Raw genomic sequence first — 3,115 nt, 5'->3', positions numbered from 1 at the left:
TCCATGACTAGCGTCGATCCTGGTGGCTTGAATTATTGTGCTCCAACCACGTGTGGGCCACCGCAACCGCGGCGAACGGGCCTCGACGTTGGTGGCCTGGTCCAAACAGAGCTTTTGGCGCCTCTGCTGGACGCTGTTCGCGCGCGGGTAGTCGATACTCGGCCGGCTTTGCAATTCGATTTGCTATCCGATGCCCCCGCCGTCGACGACCTGATGATGGCCGCCTTCGCTCCCTCGATCACGAATCCCGGAATCCTCGAATCGCCGACATACGCCGCGACGCTCAAGGCCGCGCATGCATCGCTGACCGATCTGGCTGCCCAGACGCGAGACCCAGATCGGATCGTGCTCCGCGACGCACTCTCGGTACTCGACCAGGCGCTATGCGACCGCCTTCTTTTCGACAACGCCTGCCGCGCTCTGATGCGAGGATAATGCCGATGACGGAACCCATCATCAGTTCCGACCAGCGCGATGCGCTGTCGGTGCTTGCGTATCTCTACCTTAGGTTTGGCCATTTTCACAATGCAGCCAAGCTTCTGCTCGCTCTCGATCAGCTCGACCCCGGGTCGGTCTGGGCACGACATGCACGCTGTCTGGCATTGCTGCGAGCGGGAAACTGCCAGGAGGCCGCTGCCGAGGCAGGCCGGCTTCTTGTGCCCGCGCTGGATAATGACGACCGATTCCTGATTTTACAGGTGCGGGTGAAGGCCTTCTGGAAACTCGGCCTCAAGTCCGAGGCGAGAGCCTGTCAGCGCTTGGTCGCAACACTGCTGAAACAGGCGGCCTTGCAGGGTGCGTCGCGGGGGAGAGCAGTGTGAAGTTTCTCAACAGGGTCCTTGCGATTGCAACCGGCCGGAACGATATCATTCTGGCGGGGCTGTTGATTGCTATCATCTTTGTGATGATCGTTCCGCTACCGTCTGTCCTGATGGACGTGCTGCAGGCTGTCAACTTGGGGATCTCCGCACTCCTGCTGATGGTCGCAGTCTATATCAAGTCTCCCCTCGCGTTTGTCTCCTTCCCGTCCGTGCTTTTGCTGACCACGGTCTTTCGGTTGTCGCTAGGGATCGCCGCGACACGCATGATCTTATTGCATACAGACGCCGGCCAGATCATTGCGACTTTCGGCGGTTTCGTGGTGGCTGGGAATCTCGTAGTGGGAGCGGTTTCCTTCTTGATCATCACCATCGTGCAGTTTGTGGTCATCACGAAGGGGTCCGAGCGCGTGGCTGAAGTAGCCGCACGCTTCTCGCTGGATGCGATGCCGGGCAAGCAAATGAGCATCGACGGTGACCTGCGGGCGGGCGGCATCGATATCCAAGAGGCAGGTCGGCGCCGCATCGCCGTCGAGCGCGAGAGCCAATTGTACGCCGCCATGGATGGCGCCATGAAGTTCGTCAAAGGTGACGCAATCGCAGGGTTGATCAGCATCGTCGTGAACATCATAGGTGGCATAGCGGTTGGCGCCCTGCAAAAGGGCATGGATTTGCACAAAGCGCTTGAGATCTACACCATCCTTACCATCGGCGATGGGCTCGTCGGTCAGATCCCAGCTCTCTTCACCTCAATCACGGCAGGCTTCATCGTCACGAGGGTAAGCGACAAGGACAAGGGCTCAGATCTCGGCAGTGAGATTGGAGCCGAGGTCACAGCCCAGCCACGTGCACTGATCATAGGATCCTTCATCCTACTTCTGTTCTCTTTGGTACCGGGCTTTCCTTCGGTGATTTTCGTGATCTTGGCAGTATTGGCCGGAGGCGGTGGATGGTTATTGCAGCGCAGTCGCCCGCCTTCGGCGCCGTCGACGACGTCGGACGAGCCGGCTGAACGGAGCGGCGAAGGCGGAGATGCCATTACGCTCACGATTCCTCTGATGGTCGACATCAGTCGTGACGTTCAGGCCATCATCCGGCCAGACTGGCTGAACAAGGAATTGGCCGCTGTGCGGCAGGCGCTCCATCTGGACCTCGGCGTTCCCTTTCCAGGCATTAATCTGCGTGTCAACGACAACAACAAGGATGGCGCCTACACTATCCTGGTAAATGAAATTCCATGTGGTGAAGGATGGTTACGGGCACAGCACCTTCTGGCTCGAGAGCTCCCGGAGAACCTCGACATCTTGGGTATTCCGTATGTTCTCGATAAGCCATTCCTGCCGCAGATCGAGACCGCTTGGGTGGACATCGCGCATCGTGAGTTGTTGCAAGCCGCCAATATCCCATTTTTGGAGCCGGTTCAGATACTCAGCTACCACATTGGTCATGTCGTGCGTCGGCAAGCCGATGAGTTTATCGGAATCCAGGAAACAAAAATTCTGCTCAGTCAGGTGGAGCGATCTTTCCCGGAACTCGTAAAAGAGGTGCTGCGCAGCGTTCCTCTGCAGACGATTTCTGAGATCTTGAAGCGACTGGTCTCCGAAGAGGTCTCGCTGCGCAACATGCGCACGATCCTCACCGCACTGGTCGAATGGGCACAAAAGGAAAAAGACACCGTTCTACTCACTGAGCATGTGCGCTGTGCATTGAAAAGGCAAATCTGTTTCCGGCATTCTGTCGGCGGAAAACTGTTGCCGGCCTACATTCTTGCGCCGGAAGTGGAGGACACGGTGCGCAACGCCATTCGGCAGACTTCCGCTGGCAGTTATCTCGCCCTCGACCCTGGCATCACACGGCAAATCCTTGATAAGGTTTCGGAGGCAGTAGGCAATGTCGACCAGCAACCGCACAAGCCCGTGCTGCTGACTTCTATCGATATCCGTCGATACTTGCGTAAGATCATCGAAGTCGATCTCTACGTTCTACCCGTGCTCTCCTATCAGGAGCTTACCCCAGATATCTCCGTACAGCCGCTGGCAAGGATATCGCTGTCGTAAGGATACGAAAAGGAAACCGCTATTATGGCCGGTGATAATGCCAATCTGATTTTGCGCGTGCTGTCCGGCCCCAACCAAGGTGCAGAGACTTCGCTGGAGGAAGGAGTCTGGCTGATTGGTGCCAGCGACACCGCTGACCTTACCTTCGCCGATCCGGAACTGGCCGACACACATCTTCGTATTGCCGTCGAGGCGGGACGCATCCATATTGTTGCTCTCGCGCCGGGTGTGCGCACCTGC

General features: G+C 57.6%; 4 protein-coding genes. All 4 read left to right on the top strand.

Annotated elements, in window-relative coordinates:
• On the top strand, positions 1–435 hold a 435-nt coding region (locus EOA60_RS25805; RefSeq protein ID WP_206628233.1), incomplete at its 5' end, for a hypothetical protein.
• A gap of 5 nt (positions 436–440) precedes the next feature.
• Positions 441–821 (top strand): hypothetical protein, encoded by a 381-nt coding sequence (locus EOA60_RS25800; RefSeq protein WP_127335750.1) that lies wholly within the window; start codon positions 441–443, stop codon positions 819–821.
• Positions 818–2,875, top strand: coding sequence for a type III secretion system export apparatus subunit SctV (gene sctV, locus EOA60_RS25795; protein WP_127335751.1), 2,058 nt, complete (start codon positions 818–820; stop codon positions 2,873–2,875). The genes EOA60_RS25800 and sctV overlap by 4 nt, the downstream gene beginning before the upstream one ends.
• A 24-nt stretch (positions 2,876–2,899) precedes the next feature.
• Positions 2,900–3,115 (top strand): FHA domain-containing protein (locus tag EOA60_RS25790; RefSeq protein WP_245502612.1); only part of this gene is annotated, 216 nt, incomplete at its 3' end.

The sequence above is a fragment of the Mesorhizobium sp. M1A.F.Ca.IN.020.06.1.1 genome, from assembly GCF_004023265.1.
Classification (GTDB): domain Bacteria; phylum Pseudomonadota; class Alphaproteobacteria; order Rhizobiales; family Rhizobiaceae; genus Mesorhizobium.
The sequence above is the reverse complement of the archived record's forward strand: the minus strand, read 5'-3'. Positions and strand labels throughout refer to the sequence as shown.